At 39.5% G+C, this 415-nt stretch carries 1 protein-coding gene; it reads right to left on the bottom strand.

What is annotated here, in order from left to right; all coding sequences use genetic code 11:
* A partial coding sequence (locus PZE06_RS26490) for an IS256 family transposase (RefSeq protein WP_191963294.1) occupies positions 1-415 on the bottom strand: 415 nt, incomplete at both ends.

The raw sequence follows: 415 nt of genomic DNA, 5'->3' as shown, positions 1-415 counted from the left end.
TCAAAGGATTCAAACGCACTATGACAAGCCTTAAGACTTGGAGCCCCATACACTTTCTTTAAGGCAGCAGTAAAAGGTTTGTAGTCTTTACTTGGAACATACTTAATCGAATTTCGAATCAGGTGTACGATACATCGTTGAACGATCACATCCGGGAAAATCGTACGTGCTCCTTCTTCCAGTCCACTAACCCCATCCATAGAGACAAAGAAGATGTCTTCCACTCCACGTAATTTGAGTTCATCAAAGATTTGCATCCATTTATGCTTACTTTCCGTTTCATTTAACCACAAACCAAGAAGCTCTTTCTTTCCCTCTATGGTATAGCCTAGTATCGTATAAACTGCGTATTTTTTAGTCTCATAGTCATTTCGAATGGTGGTGTATAGGCAATCGACGAAAACAAAAGGATAAC

This window comes from Robertmurraya sp. DFI.2.37 (assembly GCF_029211245.1).
Lineage (GTDB): Bacteria > Bacillota > Bacilli > Bacillales > Cytobacillaceae > Robertmurraya > Robertmurraya methanolica_A.
Note: the sequence above shows the minus strand (reverse complement) of the source record. Positions and strands in the feature narration are given on the sequence as shown.